The 17412-nt window shown below is 70.4% G+C and carries 15 protein-coding genes, 1 tRNA gene and 1 pseudogene; 9 read left to right on the top strand and 8 right to left on the bottom strand.

What is annotated here, in order from left to right:
* Positions 1 to 4: 4 nt before the first annotated feature.
* On the bottom strand, positions 5 to 484 hold the full coding sequence (locus ADK36_RS28410) for a MarR family winged helix-turn-helix transcriptional regulator (protein WP_048584183.1): 480 nt from the start codon (positions 482 to 484) through the stop codon (positions 5 to 7).
* 202 nt (positions 485 to 686) lie between these two features.
* On the opposite strand from ADK36_RS28410, the gene ADK36_RS28405 reads away from it, so the two are divergent.
* A complete protein-coding gene (locus ADK36_RS28405) occupies positions 687 to 1964 on the top strand; it encodes an FG-GAP repeat domain-containing protein (RefSeq protein ID WP_048584182.1) in 1278 nt (425 codons plus the stop codon).
* A 38-nt stretch (positions 1965 to 2002) separates the two neighbouring features.
* Here the strand turns inward: ADK36_RS28405 and ADK36_RS28400 are convergent, their stop codons facing one another.
* Genes ADK36_RS28400 through ADK36_RS28385 form a run of 4 tightly spaced genes read right to left on the bottom strand, consistent with a single transcriptional unit; the run spans position 2003 to position 4985 of the window.
* Positions 2003 to 2614, bottom strand: coding sequence for a hypothetical protein (locus ADK36_RS28400; protein WP_048584181.1), 612 nt, complete (start codon positions 2612 to 2614; stop codon positions 2003 to 2005).
* A gap of 14 nt (positions 2615 to 2628) precedes the next feature.
* Positions 2629 to 3372 carry a hypothetical protein gene (locus ADK36_RS28395; protein WP_048584180.1) on the bottom strand — a complete coding sequence of 248 codons (744 nt, stop codon included), beginning with the start codon at positions 3370 to 3372 and terminating at the stop codon, positions 2629 to 2631.
* Positions 3369 to 4670, bottom strand: coding sequence for a hypothetical protein (locus tag ADK36_RS28390; RefSeq protein ID WP_048584179.1), 1302 nt, complete (start codon positions 4668 to 4670; stop codon positions 3369 to 3371). Before ADK36_RS28390 ends, ADK36_RS28395 begins: the two co-directional genes overlap by 4 nt.
* A 9-nt stretch (positions 4671 to 4679) precedes the next feature.
* Entirely contained in the window at positions 4680 to 4985 is a 306-nt protein-coding gene (locus ADK36_RS28385) for a hypothetical protein (protein WP_048584178.1), read from the bottom strand.
* A gap of 246 nt (positions 4986 to 5231) precedes the next feature.
* On the opposite strand from ADK36_RS28385, the gene ADK36_RS28380 reads away from it, so the two are divergent.
* The 7 genes from ADK36_RS28380 to ADK36_RS28350 all read left to right on the top strand — a co-directional run bounded on the left by ADK36_RS28380 (position 5232) and on the right by ADK36_RS28350 (position 14174).
* Positions 5232 to 5945 carry a DUF5701 family protein gene (locus ADK36_RS28380; protein ID WP_053199535.1) on the top strand — a complete coding sequence of 238 codons (714 nt, stop codon included), beginning with the start codon at positions 5232 to 5234 and terminating at the stop codon, positions 5943 to 5945.
* Between the two features lie 241 nt (positions 5946 to 6186).
* The gene (locus ADK36_RS28375; RefSeq protein ID WP_053199533.1) at positions 6187 to 7641 is read left to right on the top strand and encodes an FG-GAP-like repeat-containing protein; all 1455 of its coding nucleotides are present in this window, start codon (positions 6187 to 6189) and stop codon (positions 7639 to 7641) included.
* Between the two features lie 245 nt (positions 7642 to 7886).
* A complete protein-coding gene (locus tag ADK36_RS28370; RefSeq protein WP_048584175.1) occupies positions 7887 to 9386 on the top strand; it encodes an FG-GAP and VCBS repeat-containing protein in 1500 nt (499 codons plus the stop codon).
* Between the two features lie 148 nt (positions 9387 to 9534).
* Positions 9535 to 10947 (top strand): FG-GAP repeat protein, encoded by a 1413-nt coding sequence (locus tag ADK36_RS28365; RefSeq protein WP_048584174.1) that lies wholly within the window; start codon positions 9535 to 9537, stop codon positions 10945 to 10947.
* Positions 10948 to 11165: 218 nt separating this feature from the next.
* A complete protein-coding gene (locus ADK36_RS28360; protein WP_053199531.1) occupies positions 11166 to 12128 on the top strand; it encodes a Yip1 family protein in 963 nt (320 codons plus the stop codon).
* A 244-nt stretch (positions 12129 to 12372) separates the two neighbouring features.
* Entirely contained in the window at positions 12373 to 13416 is a 1044-nt protein-coding gene (locus ADK36_RS28355; protein ID WP_053199528.1) for a glycoside hydrolase family 5 protein, read from the top strand.
* 179 nt (positions 13417 to 13595) lie between these two features.
* A complete protein-coding gene (locus ADK36_RS28350) occupies positions 13596 to 14174 on the top strand; it encodes a dihydrofolate reductase family protein (RefSeq protein WP_107083839.1) in 579 nt (192 codons plus the stop codon).
* Positions 14175 to 14230: 56 nt separating this feature from the next.
* Here the strand turns inward: ADK36_RS28350 and ADK36_RS28345 are convergent, their stop codons facing one another.
* Together ADK36_RS28345 and dcd are read right to left on the bottom strand one after the other, a co-directional pair.
* Entirely contained in the window at positions 14231 to 14749 is a 519-nt protein-coding gene (locus ADK36_RS28345) for a phosphoribosyltransferase (protein WP_048584171.1), read from the bottom strand.
* Between the two features lie 43 nt (positions 14750 to 14792).
* The gene (gene dcd / locus ADK36_RS28340) at positions 14793 to 15368 is read right to left on the bottom strand and encodes a dCTP deaminase (RefSeq protein WP_030054451.1); all 576 of its coding nucleotides are present in this window, start codon (positions 15366 to 15368) and stop codon (positions 14793 to 14795) included.
* 598 nt (positions 15369 to 15966) lie between these two features.
* Between dcd and ADK36_RS28335 the strand changes: the two genes are divergently transcribed.
* Positions 15967 to 16040: transfer RNA gene (locus ADK36_RS28335), tRNA-Gly, on the top strand.
* Between the two features lie 79 nt (positions 16041 to 16119).
* Here ADK36_RS28335 and ADK36_RS28330 read toward each other — a convergent pair.
* Positions 16120 to 16932 (bottom strand): annotated as a pseudogene (locus ADK36_RS28330) (tyrosine-type recombinase/integrase); the annotation flags it as partial.
* Between the last annotated feature and the right edge of the window lie 480 nt (positions 16933 to 17412).

Raw genomic sequence — 17412 nt, 5'->3', positions numbered from 1 at the left:
CCGGTCATCCCTCCCGGGGATGCGCGAACCGGGTCAGCAGCTCCATCAGTCGTTCGGGCTCACCGGGCCCCAGTTCCGCGACCAGACTCCCGGCCGACGGCTCCGCCGCCACATGGGCCGCGTCGAAGAGCTCGATCCCCTGCGGCGTGATCTCCACCGCCCGCACCCGCCGGTCCCCCGGCACGGCCTTGCGCACGGCGAGCCCCTTGCGCTCCAGGTCGTCCACGACCCGCATGATCCCGGCCTTGTCCGTGCCGGTCGCCGCCGCGAGGTCGCGCTGCACCGTGGGTCCGCGGTTGACCAGCACGATCAGCACGGAGAAGTGCCGCAGCTCGATGCCGAGCGGCCGCAGCGCCTCCGTCATCACCGTCTGCGCCCGCCAGTGCGCCCGGCGCAGCAGCAGGCCGAGCGCGAAGGGCGAGGCGTCCCCGGGGCCGTCGGTCGCTCGCGAGGCGGTGGTTCCGTGCGGAACATCGGCGGTCATGAGGCCAGATTACCGCCGTCCAGTCATTCGATACGGTATCGAATGAAACCAAATGTACGGTTCGGCGTCGGCGCGTCCCGGCCGATCCCCCGCACAGGTCTGTCACCCCCACTCGAACGCGTGCATCATTGCCCAGTTGTTGACTCTGGTGCTGATGAGGTGAGCGGTGCGCGCGCGAAGAAGCGGGAAGTGTACGGCGGCCATGACCGGCACCCTCGGAGTCATCGCCCTGGCGGTCGCCGCCTGTGGCCCCACCCCGCACGACGACGCCGACCCTGACCGGCACACCCCCGTCCGGGTGGCCGACGCCCCGGCCCAACTCCCCGTCCCGCACGGCAAGGGCAGCAAGACCCCGGCCGACTTCAACGGCGACGGCCACCGCGACCTGGTCCTCAACGACCTGGTGAAGGCCCAGGCGCACGCCGACGACGCGGGTATCGGCATCGTCTACGGCGGCGAGCGCGGACTGACCCCGGGCGCACGGCAGTTGCTCAGCCCGCGACGGCAGGCGGCCCCGACCGAGGGCCAGCTCCCGGCCGTCTTCGACGCGGAGGCGACCTGCGACCTGGACGGCGACGGCTTCACCGACCTGGTCGTCTCCACCGACCCGCCCTTCGACGGCCAGGGGCAGCCGCCGGTGCCGTTGCAGATCCTCTACGGCTCCCCGGGCGGCCTCACCGGCAAGGCGGTCAAGCTCGCGATCCCGGACCGCGCCCGCGTCGGCAACGACTGGCCCGACCAGCCGGTGTGCGGCGACTTCGACGGCGACGACGCGCAGGACCTGGTGGTCCACGCCTCGGGCGGTCAACTGAGCTTCCTGCGGGGCCCGTTCACCCGCAAGGGCAGCCCGCGCACGGCTCCCGCCCCGATCCAGGCCCCCGGCAACGCCCCCACGGGCCCGGCGGCCGACGTCAACGGCGACGGATACGACGACCTGGTGGTCCGTACGGCGCAAGGCACCGGCAAGTCGGCAGTCGTGCTCGGCGGCCCGGCCGGCCCCACCCGCACGGGAGCCGCCCTCCCCGCCGGCATCGACGTGGCCCTCGGCGCCTTCGGCAAGGGCAGGTCGGCCCTCGACGCGGCGATCGGCACCATGGGCGGAACGTCCCTGCGCTACGACCTCCCGACAGCCACCGCGCGCGGGGCCCTCGCCACCCCCGGCTCGGTGCTCGACGCCGCCGACTTCGACGGCGACGGGCTGAGCGAACTCGTCACCAGCGGCACGCAGTTGCGCATCCTCCGGGGCCGTACGGCAGGACCGGCGACGGCGGGCATGGTGACGGTGCGGCCACCCGCGCGGGGCACCACGCGTGTCGTGACGGCCGGCGACTTCGACGGGGACGGGCGGGCGGACCTGGTGGTTCGGACGTATGCCGGCGAGACGAAGGACACGGTGGCCGTGTATCCGGGCGCGAAGAAGGGGCTGGTGGCGGCGGAGCCGTCGGTGCGGTTCTCCACCTCGGAGTTCCTCGCCCAGTAGGCGTGCGGGGCGGGCCCGGCCGGAGACACCCGCGTCACTCAGTCGGCGACGCGTGCTCCGATGGCCCGGGCGCGGCGGCGTGCCTCGGGGCTGAGGCCCTTCCGGCGGGGGGAAGTGCGGTAGCTGTAGGCGGTGGGCTGGGCCAGGCAGCTCAGGCCACGCAGGCCGGGCTTGGCGACCACGCAGGCGAAGCGGGGGTCGCCCGCGTACCAGAGTTCCTCGTCGTAGTCCTTGAGGGCCTCGTGGCTCCAGGACCGGAACAGCCCGGCGGCCAGTTTGAGCGACACCGTGTTCTCGGGCCGGTCGGGGTCGGGCAGCACGAAGACCGCTTTGCCCTTGTTGATCCGGACGGCCCCCGGCTGCTGACGCCAGGGGTAGACAGCGAGGATGCGCCGCATCCGCACCCCCTTGGCGAGTCGGCCGAGGGCCTGGCTCGCCATGACCGTGATCCCGAGCAGAACGAACACCATGACAACCACCGCCGCCACGGGCAGCAAGAGCGTGAGGTACAGCGCCCCCACCCACAGCGCCACCCAGCCCAGCGACTTGGCCAGGTTCCACGCCGTCCAGCGGTGGAGAGCGCTTCGGGTGCCCGGTGTGTCCCACGCCACCGGGCCGTCGAAGCCCTGCTTGTCAAGGTTCATGGTCATGTGTCCGTCCCGGGTCAGCCGAAGTCGGAGGCGATGTCGCCCGCGATGCCACCCGTGCCGTCGGGCCCGTCACCTCGTGCGGCGCGCTCGATCTCCGGCATCGGGTCGTGGAAGGACACCGTGTGCGCGATGCCCGCCATCATGTCGCGGTAGTGCTTCCGGGACCCCACGGCCGTACTGCTCAGCGTCAGGACGCCCAGCTGCGTACCCGAGGGAGCCGGGATGTAGAGGGTGCACTGGTAGAGGTCCTGGCCGGGTACGCCCGCCAGGTCGGGCGTGGTGATCAGGGTGTCGGAGATCGACGCCGGACGACCGCCCGGCAGCGTCAACAGCTCGACGTTCTCGGTGCTTTCGCGCAGTGCGACCGCGCGCACCGCCGTGATCTTGGCCGGGGCCCAGTCGATGTCCTTGAGCGCCACCGTGAACACGGACATGGCGGAGGTGCCGTTGTCCGCGTAGTGCATGCCGAGCGAGCAGGCGATGACACCCTCGCTCCGCATCCGGGCGGCCATGAACCTGACGTCGCGCAGAGCGCCCGTGTACCGGTCGCGCTGGTCCTCGGGGGCCAGGCCGAGGACCAGCTCCATCGCCTGCTGGAGATACGTCTCCTGCTCCGAGCCCGGTTCGGGGTCGAGGGCGTCGATGGGGACGTTGAGGTACCCGGCCGGCAGCGCATACCAGATCTTCGAGCTCGGGTCTCTGGCCGAGTCGTCGATGACCAGACGCAGCGGCGGCTGCTCGGCGGCTTCCTGTGTCATCGCAGCACCCTCGCTACGTCGCCGACGATGGCGAGGGCACCGGGGCCGTCGAACAGACCCGCGCGGACCGCGTCGACCCCGGTGGCGCTGTTCTTGCCGGCGTCGCTCTTCAAGGCGTCGATGTTCTCGGCGGCCAGTCCGTAGCCGGCGGTGACCACCCCCGCGACCGGCGAGACGAAGTCCATGCCCGCTCTGACGGCCTGGCTGCCCCCCGCCGCGTGCGCCACCAGGTCTCCGACGGGGTTGAAGGAGCCCGCGGCCGCGATCCGGCCGGCGGCCGTGACGGTGTCGTCGGCGAACCGGCCGAGGAACTGCCCGGCGGTGACGGCTTCGGACGCGAACCTCGTCGACTGGACGGCGCCGTTGAGGCCGCGGCTCACGGCGCCCACTCCCGGCACCGCGCCCAGCGCGTCACCGACGAGCCCCACCGAGTTCTCCCAGAAGTCCGCGTCGAACTCGCCCTTGGTGAACCCGTCCGCGAGCGAGGCCCGCACCTTGGGATCGGCGAGCCGGGAGCCCATCGTCGCCAGGCTCAGCGCACCGGCGGCGAGCAGCATCGCGATCCCGAACGGCCCCGTGCACAGCAGCGCCAGCAGCCCCGCCACCGCCGCCAGCACGCTCAGGATGTTCGTGAGGTTGTCCCCGATCCAGCTGAGCGCCTTGCTCAGCCACCCCGGCTCCTCGGGCGCCAGGTCCTTCGTGGCGTCCGTCAGCTTCTTCGCGAGGTCCCGGGCCTGGTCCTCGTGCGTTCCCTCCAGCTCCCGCGCCTTGCGGATCACGTCGTCGAGAGCGCCCTGCGCGTTGTTGACGGCGGTGACGGCGTCGTTCAGCCGGGTCTGCGCCGCGTTCAGGCGGGCCTGCGCGGACTGGAGCTCGGGCCCTTCCTCGAAGGTCTGCCCCGCGAGCTTCAGGTCGGGATCCTGCTTGGCCGTCTCGTGCCGCGAGTTGGCCGTCTTGAGGTCGCCCTTGTGGTCCGCCGCTTCGACGTCGTACTTGTGCGCGAGTTCCCGGCGTCCGGTCAGCCCGCCGTGCCAGGCGCCGAGGTGGCCGGCGGCCTTGGTCAGCGAGGTGTGCGCGTCCTTCATGTACTTCGGCAGGTCACCGTCGAGGGCCTCACGGAAGCCCACGGCCGCGTCGCCCTCCCAGAAGCTGGACTCGCCGAGCAGCTTGTCGATCTTCTGGTATGCCGTCTGCAGCGCGCTCGCCGAGTTGACGAGCTGGGTGCGGAGCTTCTCGACCTCGCCGGGCTCGCCCGGCACGGGGTTCCAGCCGAGGTGGACGTAGGGGTTCTGTGCCATCGCGATCGGTCACTTCCCCGCAGCCGCGGCCCGCTTGAAGCTCTCCTCCAGGGAGGTCTCCACTTCGCGGTAGTTGTCCGTGTTCTTCTGGAGCCCCTCGGTGAGCTTGCCGATGCGCTCCTTGATCTGCTCGTTGCCGTACTTCCAGCGCTCCTGGAACGCGTCGCACGCCTCGTCCAGCTCCGGCGTCCCGATCTGGTCGGACCGCACGTGCTGGAGAGCCGTTCGCACCTGCTCAAGGGAGTCGTGGGCGCTGTTCAGGTCCTTGGTGAAGGCAGCGAGCTGATCAATATCGGTTTTGAAGTGCCCCGCCATGGATCCTCCCCGTTCACGCTTCGCGGTCGCGCATCGGCGAATTCCGGCCGGTGATCCTCGGCCGAATGGCCCAGATCATGCCATGAAACGGTAAAGGGACCGGGGCGAGGTCACGGAATCCACACGAACTGGCCCGGCTGGTCGGGGCCCGTCGAAGCGCGCTCGCCGGGTCGGCCCGGAGGGGAACGTTCCGGCAGGGCCCTCTCGTTGCCCTCAGGTCAACCGCCCCGCGAGCCTAGGAGTGTCTTGTCCGATACGTCGTCCAACGCCGCCCCCCTGCCCCCGCTCCCGCCGCTCACCGCCCAGGCCGAGCACCTGATCTCACTCGGGGTGCACGAGCTTGCGGGGATACCGGCCGACGAACTGCGCGCGTTCGCGCAAGGCGCCGAGGGTGGGAGCGGGGCCGGGGAGAGCGGGGACCGTTCGAGCGGGGACCGTGCGAGTGGGCACGGCAACGCCCTGCTCGCCGTCCACCCGGACCGCGTCCCCGCGTCCGCCCTCGCCCCCTTGCTCCGTCGCGACGACAAGCCCGGCTTCGTCGTCGTCGACATGCCCGACGTCGACGACTTCACCCCGGACGCCGTCCCACTGCCCGACGCGCCCCTCTACGTCGTCACCGGCGTCGACCGCGGCGACCACATGGCCAACTGGAGCCCCGAAGAGGCGCTGCCGGCCCTGACCAAGGAGGACCGCACGCCCCTGCTGCTCACCGAGGGCATCCACTGGGTGCTCCAGCAGCCGGCGGCTCTCGAACGCAACCGCTGCTTCATGACGATCGGCTCCCGGTTGCGCAAGGCGAACGGCACGCTGGACGCCCGCACCCCGGCGATCTGGATCAGCAACGGCACGGGACGCGACGGCCGCGAGCGGCGCAACGCGCCGAAGGTGGGCTGGTGCTGGTGGGGCAACCGGCATACGTGGCTGGGCTTCGCGTCCGCGACAGGGCGCGGGCGAGCCTAGGACCTGTCCGGCCCCAGCGGCCGTACGAGTGCGGCGAGTCGGGCCTGCCGTCCGGGCGGCGCCTCTGCCGGGGCCGGCCATGCCGTCCGGCCCTGCCGCCTCAACAATTCCTTGTCCGACTGTTCGACGTACAACCATCCGCTCACCTCAGAGGTCTCCTGCACCACCCATCACCCCCGTTTGAGCCCGGCGGAAGACCGGGCCAACGGGGGTGGTCATCCGTACTCAGCAGGAGAACCGCATGCGCAAAAGCCTCCGTACAGCCTTGGCGACCGCGGCCGCCGGCGCACTCACGGGCGGTCTGCTCGTCGTCGCCGCCGGTCCCGCGGCGGCCGCCTCCGGCCTGGAGGGCGACTTCAACGGCGACGGGTTCCAGGACGTGGCGGTCTCCGCGCCGCGCGCCTACGTGGGCGGCCACACGGCGGCCGGCTCGGTGACCGTGCTGTACGGCTCCCCGACCGGCGCGGGCGCCGCCAAGATCCAGACGCTCTCCCAGAACAGCACGGGCGTCCCGGGCGGCGCCGAGGCGGGCGACGGCTTCGGTTCGCACACCACGGCCGGCGACTTCAACGGCGACGGTTACGCCGACCTCGCCGTGGGCGCGCCCGGCGAGGACGTCGGCTCGGACACCGACGGCGGCACCGCGGTCATCCTGTGGGGCGGCTCCGCCGGCCTCTCGGGCGGCACCACGGTCTCCGACCCCGCCGCCGGCAGCCACGACTCCTTCGGCGCCCCGCTCGCCGCCGGCGACTACAACGGCGACGGCCGTGACGACCTCGCCATCGGCTCGGACCAGAACACGATCGACATCTACCGCGGCGGCTTCACCAAGTCCGGCTCCACCGGCGGCCACTACAAGGTCACCACACCGGTCCTGAAGGTGAAGGGCAACGACATCTTCAACCTCACGCCGGGCGATGTGAACAGCGACGGCCGCACCGACCTGCTCGTCGACGGCTACGAGGGCGAGACGAGCGGCGACTACTACTTCAACGCCAACTACTACCTGCCCGGCTCCTCCAGCGGCGTGACCGCATCCGGCGCCCACAAGCTGCCCGCCGGGATCATCTCCGACATCGGCGACATCGACAACGACGGCTACGGCGACATCGTCATCGGCAACCACTGGGACGCCTCCTCGGACAGCGCCGGGGCCGCCAAGGGCGGTGCCGTGCAGGTCGTCTGGGGCACGTCGACCGGTCCGAACGGCGGCACGGGGACCTTGGAGCAGAACAGCTCCGGCATCCCCGGCACCAGCGAGACAGGGGACGCCTTCGGCTGGGAGCTCTCCCTCGGGGACATCAACGGCGACGGCTACGACGATCTCGCCATCGGCTCGCCCGGCGAGGACTTGAACGGCATCGCCGACGCCGGCATGGTCTCCGTCCTCTACGGCTCGACGTCCGGCTTCCAGGGCGGCGCCGCCCAGTCCCTGGCCCAGGACACGACCGGCGTGCCCGGCGACAACGAGAAGAACGACGGCTTCGGCGGCGAACTGCTGCTCACCGACGCAACCGGCGACGGCAAGGCGGACCTGGCGGTCGGCCTGCCGGGCGAGAACAACAGCGACGGCTATGTCGTGGCCTTCGCCTCCGACGGCTCGAAGATCAGCACGTCCGGGCGGGGCATCGGCCTGACCGCCGCCAAGGTGTCGGCGTCCGGCACGCCGCTGTTCGGCAGCCAGATGGCGGACTGATCCGCCAGTTCCACCCGCTCCACCCGCTCCCCCCGTGACGAACCGGAGGCCGTTCCGGCCGGCCTCCGGTTCAGGGGCCTCAAAGATTTCCCGAACTCACGTGCAACCCTTCCGTCCCATCGTGGGTCTCCTGATCGCCGACCCCACGGGTGAACCCGAGGACAACTCCCGGAGAACACCCGAGGTCGCACCCCACCAACTGCGGATGCCGGCCAGGCATCCCCCGCATGCAGCAGGAGAACCGCATGCACAAGCACCACCTGCGCCGCCCGGCACGACTCGCCCTCGCGACGGCCACCGCGACCGCGCTGACGGGCGGACTGCTCACCCTCGCCACGGCCACGTCGGCCACCGCCGCCGACTCCGTCCAGGTCCCGTACGCCGACTTCAACGGCGACGGGACCGGGGACGTCGTGGCCTCGGCGCACGGCGCCTACGTGAGCGGACGCCAGAGCGCCGGCCAGATCGTCGTGCTCTACGGCACCGCCACCGGCGTGTCGTCCGCTAAGCGCACCACCATCAGCCAGAACACCACCGGCAACCCCGGCACCGCCGAGGCGGGCGACGGCTTCGGCGCCGAGTCCGCGTACGCCGACTTCAACGGCGACGGCTACGACGACCTCGCCGTCTCCTCCCCGTGGGAGAAGGTCGGCACCGACACCAACGGCGGCGGCGTCGCCGTCCTGTGGGGCTCGGCGAGCGGCCTCACCGGCAAGGGCGTCACCATCGCGGACCCGGCCCCGTCCTCGCACGACTACTGGGGCAAGGACCTGGCGGCAGGCGACTTCGACGGCGACGGCAAGGCCGACCTGGCCGTCGGCAACTCGTCCAACACCATCCACGTCTTCAAGGGCGGCTTCGACTCGACCGGTACTCCCGGCGGGCGCTACACCATCAAGCCGCCCATCCAGAACGGCTCCAACGACTACCCGTACGGCCCGATGAGCCTCACCGCCGGTGACGTCAACGGCGACAAGCGGACCGACCTGATCGTCGACGGGTACGAGACCCGGACCGACTACGGCTGGAACACCAACTACTACGTGCCCGGCACCGCCGGCGGCCTGAGCGCCGGCGACGCCGAGGCCCTCAAGCCCGGCATCATCACCGCCATCGGCGACATCAACGGCGACGGCTACGGCGACATCGTCAGCGGCGCCGGCTGGGACAGCACGACCGAGGACGGCACGCCCGTCCCGGACGCCGCCAACGGTGGCAAGGTGAACATCACGTACGGCTCCACCTCCGGTCCCGCCACCACCGCCGGCATCACCCAGAACAGCGGCAACGTCCCCGGCACCGCGGAGAAGGGCGACGGCTTCGGCTGGGAGCTGGACCTCGGTGACATCAACGGCGACGGTTACCAGGACCTCGTCGTCGCCTCCCCGAACGAGGACATCGACGGCGCCGCCAACACCGGCCAGGTCACCGTCCTGTACGGCTCCGCGAACGGCATCGACACCGTCTCCGGTGTCCAGGGCCTCGCCCAGAGCACCGCGGGCGTCCCCGGCAACGACGAGAAGAACGACCTCTTCGGCGCCGACGTCAAGCTCGACGACGTCACCGGTGACGGCAAGGCGGACCTGGTCATCGGCTCGTACGAGAACGCGGGCAACGGCGGTCTGACCTACCTGCCCTCCAACGGCACGAAGATCACCACGTCCGGCTCGCGCGCCGTCGCCCCGAGCACCTCGGGACTCTCGACGACCGGGTCCCCCGCGTTCGGCGCCGTCTTCGCGGACTGAGGCCGCGGGACCCAGCCAGGACATCCGGACGTACGGACGTACGGACGTACGGACGTACGGCACCGACAGGCGGTCCGCCGCCGTACCCCTGAACGGCCGGGCCCGTTCCCCCGCGGGCCCGGCCCTCTTCCTTCCCAGGAGCACCACCTTGCGCAAGCGCCCCCTCCTCCTCGCCGCCACCCTCACCACCGGCCTGCTCACCGCCCTCCCGGCCACGAGCGCGTCCGCCGCCCCCTCCGGCCTGGCCGGCGACTTCAACGGCGACGGCTACCGCGACGTGGCCGTCAGCGCCATGTGCACCGACGTCGGTACCGCGTCCTGCGCGGGGGCGGTCGTCGTGCTGTACGGCTCCTCGTCCGGTGTGTCCGCCACCCGCAAGGCCGTGATCACCCAGAACTCCGCCGGCGTGCCCGGCACCGCCGAGGCGAACGACCTGTTCGGGTCCTCCCTCGCCGCCGCCGACCTGGACCGCGACGGCTACTCCGACCTCGTCGTCGGGTCCTCGGGCGAGAGCATCGGCGACCGGGACGGCGTCGGCTCCGGCACCGTCCTGTGGGGCTCCGGGACCGGCCTGTCCGGCGGCAAGGGGCTGCCGCAGCCGTCCGGGCTCTCCGAGTGGGGCGGCTTCTCGCGCGGCGTCGCGACCGGTGACTTCGACGGCGACGGCGACCTGGACGTCACGCTCACGGGCCAGAGCGACACCCACCTCTACCTGGGCCCGTTCACCCGTACCGGCGGCCCCCTCAGCCACCACGGCGTGGGGGAACTCGGCAGCACCTACGACGTGTTCGCGGGCGACCTCAGCGGCGACGGCGCGGCCGAGCGCGTCTATCCGTTCGCTGTGGACGGCGACTCCGGCGGCCAGATCTTCTACTACACCTGGGCCGGCGGCGACCACCAGCTCACCGAGTTGCCGAACGCGGACGGCATGTCGGGTTCCGTCGGCGACTTCAACGGCGACGGCTACGGCGACCTCGTCCTCGGCGACTCCTCGGACCCCGGCCGCGACAAGCCCGGCGGCCACAAGGGCGGCCAGATCACCGTCTGGTACGGCGGCCCGAACGGCCCCGACCCCGCGCAGACGCCGACGGTCATCCACCAGGACAGCGCGAACGTGCCCGGCTCGGGCGAGGCCGGCGACGGCTTCGGCATGTTCCTGAGCACCGGCGACATCAACGGCGACAAGTTCGCCGACGTCGCCGTCGCCGCGCCCGGCGAGGACCTCGACGGGGTCGTGGAGGCCGGCTCGGTCACCGTGCTGTTCGGCTCGGCGTCCGGACTGCGGACCTCGGGCGCGAAGTCGTACTCCCAGAACACCGCCGGTGTGCCCGGCACCGCCGAGGCCTGGGACCGCTTCGGCTCCGCGGTCGCCCTCACCGACGTGACCAAGGACGGCAAGGCCGACCTGATCGTCGGTGTCGACGGCGAGAACGGCCCCGGAGGCGTATGGACCCTGCGCGGCGCCTCCACCGGACTGACCACCACGGGCGCCCAGGGCATCACGGCCGCCGCCGTCTCCCTGAAGGCGACCAACTACTTCGGCTCGGTGATCGCACAGTGACGGTCTACGGCGGCTCCAGCGGGCTCAAGACCTCGACGCGCACGCTGATCACCCAGAACACGGCCTGACCAGCGGCTCTCAGCTCCTGGGTTCCCCCGAGCGAATCCCTGACCCGAGCTGGGGGCTTCCCTTAGGGGATGTCACAGCTCGGCCGCAAAGCCGGGCCCTGACCGCAGGGCCCGGCACGCGAATCTCCGGGACCAGGTACGTTCGAAGACGTGGCTGGATTCAGGATCGGACGGGGCAGCCGGAACAACGGCACCCCGCAAACGCGCCCCCAACAACCTCCGTACGGGCAGCAGGCACCCCAGGGGCCGTCGTACGGCTATCCCCCGCCGTCGCAGCAGCCGTACGGCGGCTCGGGCGGCGGCGGAGGCGGCTGGCCGCAGGCGAACGGCGGCGGTGGACACGGCGGTTACGGCCCCGGCGGTCACCGGCCTCACGGTGGCCAGGGCGGTCAGGGCGGTCACGGCGAGCCGGAGTACTTCGGCGACGGCGGCTACCCGCACGGCCCCGGCGGCGCGCCGGACCCGTACGCGGCGAACAACCCGGGCCACACCCAGGCGTTCTCGGTCGGCGAGGACCCCTACACCCAGGGCGAGACCTACCAGGCGGGCGCGGCACCGGCCGCCCCGGTCGGCCCCCGCCTGCACTGGAAGGCCCTACTGCGGGGCATCGTCCTCTCCCCCGGCCAGACGTTCCTCCAGATGCGGGACTACACGATGTGGGGCCCCGCCCTCGTCGTGACCTTCCTCTACGGCCTGCTCGCGGTCTTCGGCTTCGACGGCGCCCGGAACGACGCGATCAACGCGACCCTCTCCAACGCGGTCCCGATCGTCCTGACGACCGCCGTGGCGATGGTCCTGTCGGCCTTCGTCCTGGGCGTGGTCACCCACACCCTGGCCCGCCAGCTGGGCGGCGACGGCGCCTGGCAGCCCACGGTCGGCCTCTCCATGCTGGTCATGTCCCTCACGGACGCCCCCCGCCTGGTCTTCGCGATGTTCGCCGGCGGCGACGCGACGTTCGTCCAGGCGCTCGGCTGGGCGACCTGGGTGGCAGCGGGCGCCCTCCTCACCCTGATGGTGTCCAAGTCCCACGACCTGCCGTGGCCGAAGGCACTGGGCGCGAGCGCGATCCAGCTGATCGCTCTGCTGTCGATCGTGAAGCTCGGCACGTTCTAGATACGGCAGGTGAAGGGCCCCCGGCGTTCGCGCCGGGGGCCCTTCGTTTGCGCCGGGGGCCCTTCGTTTGCGCTGTCGCCTCACGTGGTCGCCGTGCACCGCTCCCTTTGCGGTTCCGGCGATGAAACTTTGTGTGCAGATGTGTTGACCTGTGTTCGGATCGTCTTCTAGTTTGCGGGAACCATCGAGCCCGCCGGTCTGCGTCCGCGAGGTTTTCGCACGCAACTGCTCAGAAGGGGACGCCGTGCCACGAAAGAACCACCGCGGGACAGCTTGCTTCGCCGCATTGCTGGCCTGCGCCACGGCATTCGGGGGCGCGCTCGCCTCCCCCGCATCCGCCTCGGCCCCCTCAGCCGCCTCGGCCAAGGCGGCCGTCCCGCCCGTCAGCGACTTCCGCGGGGTCAACTGGGCCGACCCGCGCGACAACTACGCCGATGACGCGGTCGTCCCCTCGGGCCTGTCCACCACGGACGGTTACGCCACCACCTACGCCAAGTCCAAGGCGATCATCGACGGGTTCGCCAAGCTGGGCGCCAACACCGTCCGGCTGCCGGTCAACCCCACCTCCGTCAACGGCCCCTTCTGGAAGTCGTACAAGGGAGCGATCGACGCCGCCACCGCCAAGGGGTTCAAGGTCATCCTGGGCTACTGGGAGGCCGACAACGCCAAGGACGGCAAGATCGACGACCAGGCCGCCTGGGACCAGATGTGGGCGCGGATCACCTCCGCCTACGCCCGCGACTCCAAGGTGTACTTCGAGCCGATGAACGAGCCGTTCGGCTACACCGCCCAGGAGTGGACCGACATCGCCGCGAAGTGGGTGACCACCCACCGCAACGTGCCCCGCGACCGGATGCTGATCGGAGGGTACAAGTACAGCGAGGACGTCAAGCCGGTGTGCGCCGACCCGCGCCTCAAGGGCACCCGGCTCGCCCTGCACAACTACGGCTTCTGGCACACCGACTGGACCAGCGTCGACCAGTGGAAGGCGGACTTCAAGGCGCGCATCGGCGACTGCGCCTCGCGCACGATCCTCGACGAGTTCGGCGCGTCCATGACCACCGGCCTGGACTACAACGGCCCGGTCAACGGCTCCCACGAGGTCGCCTACATACAGGCCGCGACCGACACCATCCGTGAACTGGGCCTGGGCTCCGTCTACTGGCCCGGCCTGCGCAACGGCGACACCTACTCCCTCACCACCCTCCAGGGCACGGGCACCGACCTCAGCCTGCGACTGAACAACCAGAGCGGGCTGGACCGCCTGCACCGGGCCTGGCGGCAGTAGCCGGCAGAACGCCCACCGGAGCGCCCCCGAGGCCAAGCCACGGGGGCGCTCCGGTGCGGGGTCGGCACGGCGGCGATGAGTTCCGCAAGCGAGCCGGGTCCACAGCTGCGGCGGTCGCCGAGGCCGCCGCCACCCGCCCGGAGAGGACCGACGCGATGCCCGACGCGACGACTGACGCGATGACTGACGCGACGACCGACATGGAACCGCAAACCGCCGCAGGCAAGGTGCTCTGGCACTTCACGATGTCGCTCGACGGCTTCGTGGCGGGCCCGAACCACACGATGGACTGGATGATGACGGGCGTCTCGCACCGCTCCGGCCTGGCCGACGAATACGCCCAGACCACCGGCGCGGTACTCGGCGGCCGGGACGGCTGGGACGCCTACCCGGATGCGGGCGCCATCTACGGCGGCGCATGGCAGGGGCCCGTGTTCGTCCTCACCCACCACCCCGACGACGCACAGCCCGCCGCGGGCGTGACGTTCCTGACCTGCGACGTGGCAGAGGCCGTACGCATCGGCCTGGAGGCCGCCGCCGGCAAGAACCTGGAGGTCTTCTCCCCCACGATCGGCCGACAGCTCCTCGAACGCGGACTGATCGACGAGATCGACCTGCACATCGCGCCGGTACTCCTCGGCGACGGAATCCGCCTGTTCGACAACCCGGGCGGCTCCCCCGTACGGCTCGAGCTGCTCAACGGCGACGACCGTACCGCCGCGGTTAACGTGCGCTACCGCCCGTTCAGGACTGACTGACCAACCGCTGATCAACCAACCGCTTTCAGCTCAACTCGGCTGAACTCAGCCCGGGCTCAGACAGCTTCCTTGTTCGGCTTGGCAGCGTCCCCGGCCTTATGGACCGGAGGCAACACACTCCAGGGGAAGTTGATCCACTCATCGGTGCGCTTCCACACGTACTCGCACTTCACGAGGGAGTGGGACTTCTCATAGACGACGGCGGACCGCACCTCGGCGACATGCTCGACGCAGAAGTCATGGACGAGCTTCAGCGTCTTGCCGGTGTCGGCGACGTCGTCGGCGATCAGCACCTTCTTGTCGGTGAAGTCGATCGCGTTGGGAACGGGAGCCAGCATGACGGGCATGTCGAGGGTGGTCCCCACGCCCGTATAGAACTCGACGTTCACGAGGTGGAGGTTCTTGCAGTCGAGCGCGTAAGCGAGCCCCCCGGCGACGAACACCCCGCCGCGGGCGATGCTGAGCACGATGTCCGGCTGGAACCCGTCGTCGGCGATGCTCTGCGCGAGCTCCCGGACGGCGACGCCGAACCGCTCGTAGGTCAGGTTCTCCCGCACGCCTGCGCCGTCACCCATCCCGCCACTCATCCCTTCGCTCACGCCTCCGCTCACGTCTCGCTCACACCTGGGTCCGATGGAAGTTCTTGAAGGACCGCGAGGCGGTGGGCCCGCGCTGCCCCTGGTACCGGGACCCGTACCGCTCGCTCCCGTACGGGAACTCGGCGGGCGAGCTGAGCCGGAACATGCACAGCTGCCCGATCTTCATGCCGGGCCAGAGCTTGATCGGAAGCGTGGCGAGGTTGGACAGCTCAAGCGTCACGTGCCCGCTGAACCCGGGGTCGATGAACCCGGCGGTGGAGTGGGTGACGAGCCCGAGCCGCCCGAGCGAGGACTTCCCCTCAAGCCGCGAGGCAAGATCATCGGGAAGCGTGATGACCTCGTACGTGGAGGCCAGCACGAACTCCCCGGGGTGCAGGATGAACGGCTCATCGCCCTCGGGCTCCACGAGCCGCGTGAGATCCGCCTGCTCGACCGAGGGGTCGATGTGCGGATACCGGTGGTTCTCGAACACCCGGAAGTAACGGTCCAGCCGCACATCGATGCTCGAGGGCTGCACCATGGATTCGTCGTAGGGATCGATCCGTACCCGCCCGGCGTCGATCTCGGCCCGGATGTCCTTGTCTGAGAGAAGCACGCCCCGAGGATACGCAAGGCGCGCGGAACGACCACAATCACGGCCACCGCGCGCCAGGCGCTGCACTTGCTACTACTTGCCAATACTGCTGTGACTGCGGCTACCGCCAGCTACCGTGCCGCTGCTCGCCGCTACTGCTACCGACCGCTGCTGCTACCGCTTCTCCAACGTCACCGGCACCACACTGCGGAGCCGGGCGCACCGGGGACACCGGAGGAGCCGGCCCGGGCCGAGTCGCTCGGCCTGCTGCATCGGGAACGAAGCGGTGCTGAACACGTGCCCATCGGCACAACGGACGACGGTGCGCTCCATCAAGTCCTAGAGTCCCTTCCCCAAGAGCCGCGTCTGGCTACTGCCTGCCTGACGACGAGAGGCCACATTACGGGATCAAAGGGACGGCCCTCCAGGCGGCACTCCGACCCCGCCCTGACCCTCTCCCACCCCTCCACCGTACGCCCCAACTCCGGTACCCCACAGCCACATCCGCCCCCTGAAACACCCTCAAGCCCCACGGCGTCAGCGCCGGGAGCCGGTGATGAGGTACAGTGACCAGGCGATCGGACACCGGCTCCGGATGATCACGGAACGGGCGTCTTACGCGGGTGTAGTTTAATGGTAGAACATCAGCTTCCCAAGCTGAGAGCGCGAGTTCGATTCTCGTCACCCGCTCCATATGAAACCCCCAGGTCAGAGGCCCGGGGGTTCTTTGTTGCCTAGACCGGTGCGCCGGTCGCGCACCACAACCGCACCATTAGCTCTCGGCGGCCTCCTCGTTGTGGTGCGCGGGGCGGTCGGGGTCGTCCTTGTGGTGCTTCGCACGCTCGGCGCGGACCAGGTCGTCGGGGCCGGCGGCCACTCCACGTTGCCGCTCCTCGTCGGAGTGCTGGTAGATCAGCGCCGCCTTCTCGGAGGACTGTCCGGCGCGGACCATCGTGTCCTTGAGTGTTGCTCCCGAGCGGGTTGAGAGCGTGTATCCGGTGTGACGAAGGTCGTATGAGCGGAAGCCATCCGAGAGGCCCGCAGTGGTGCACGCACGACGCCACTTCCGACCGAAGGATGTGCGCCGGAAAGCAACGCCCTTCTCGCCGACGAAGAGCAGTCCATCGGGCCCCTTCACGGCGTACCAGGCGAGGTGCCGCTTCACCTCCTTGTGGAGGAAATGCTGGGAGGAGGACGACGGTGCGACACCCGTGTCGGCCTTGGTCTCGCCAGGGGCCCGCTTGCCGTTGGGTCCGCTCCGGCTCCGCGACGCGGACGCGGATCACGAGGTTGTCGAGATCGACGTCGCTGTGACAAAGGCCGACCAGTCCCTCCGACCGGCATCGGGCCGTACGTGCCGAGGTAGAGCATGAGGCAGGCCGCCGGCGCATCCCGGTGGCGTCGGCAAGAGCGTCGACCTGAACCGACGGCGGCAAATCGGCGTTCGGCGGCTGACTCCGTGCCCGCTCCCTTGATTCGGCATGGGTCGTCATCGACGGACGGCCTCAGGGATGCCCTCGAGGAGGCGATATGCCTTGGCGACGGTCGCCTTGGCTTTGGTGGTGCGGAGGCGCTCAGCCCGCCACTATCGCGGCAACTCGGTGTCCACAGCTGTCCACAGCCAGGGAGAGCGGAGGAAGGCTCGCTCCGTGAACATCTTGGAGAACACAGCAGCCAGCATTATTGCGGCATTCGTCCTCTGGTCAGCCCGGCAAGCGAGAAAATTATGGCAGCGCACTCGGCTGCGGCACGGCCAGCCGCGGAGCGAGCCCACAGCACCGGCAGAAGCTGCGGGGCGACACGGGGACACGTCCGACTCATGAAGGGGAGCAAGCCATGGGCCGTGCCGGTGAGCTGAAGCGACCAGACCTGCCAGCAGGGCGGATGCGGGACCTCAACGCGGCGCTGCATGAGTTGCACCGGGACGCGGCGTTTCCCTCAGCCCGTGAGATGGCCCGCGCAGTTGGCTTGGGACATTCCACCGTGCACAACCTGTTCGCCCGGGATCGGCTACCGCAGTATGACCAGTTCATGGCGGTGACAGGGTGTCTTGCCCTGCTGGCTC

The sequence above is a fragment of the Streptomyces viridochromogenes genome, from assembly GCF_001270495.1.
Lineage (GTDB): Bacteria > Actinomycetota > Actinomycetes > Streptomycetales > Streptomycetaceae > Streptomyces > Streptomyces viridochromogenes_A.
This window is presented reverse-complemented; position numbering and strand designations above follow the sequence as displayed.